Source organism: Thermus sp. KWY1, from assembly GCF_057547025.1.
The window spans coordinates 1-469 of sequence record NZ_BAAJPG010000037.1; the positions used below are offsets into that span (position 1 = coordinate 1).

Sequence of the window (469 nt, forward strand, 5' to 3'; positions counted from 1 at the left end):
AATACGGAGGGCGCGAGCGTTACCCGGATTTACTGGGCGTAAAGGGCGTGTAGGCGGCCTGGGGCGTCCCATGTGAAAGGCCACGGCTCAACCGTGGAGGAGCGTGGGATACGCTCAGGCTAGAGGGTGGGAGAGGGTGGTGGAATTCCCGGAGTAGCGGTGAAATGCGCAGATACCGGGAGGAACGCCGATGGCGAAGGCAGCCACCTGGTCCACTTCTGACGCTGAGGCGCGAAAGCGTGGGGAGCAAACCGGATTAGATACCCGGGTAGTCCACGCCCTAAACGATGCGCGCTAGGTCTTTGGGGTTTACCTGGGGGCCGAAGCCAACGCGTTAAGCGCGCCGCCTGGGGAGTACGGCCGCAAGGCTGAAACTCAAAGGAATTGACGGGGGCCCGCACAAGCGGTGGAGCATGTGGTTTAATTCGAAGCAACGCGAAGAACCTTACCAGGCCTTGACATGCTAGGG

At 61.2% G+C, this 469-nt stretch carries 1 rRNA gene; it reads left to right on the forward strand.

Annotated features, from left to right (window positions below):
- Positions 1 to 469, forward strand: a 16S ribosomal RNA gene (locus AC27GT_RS09865); the annotation flags it as partial.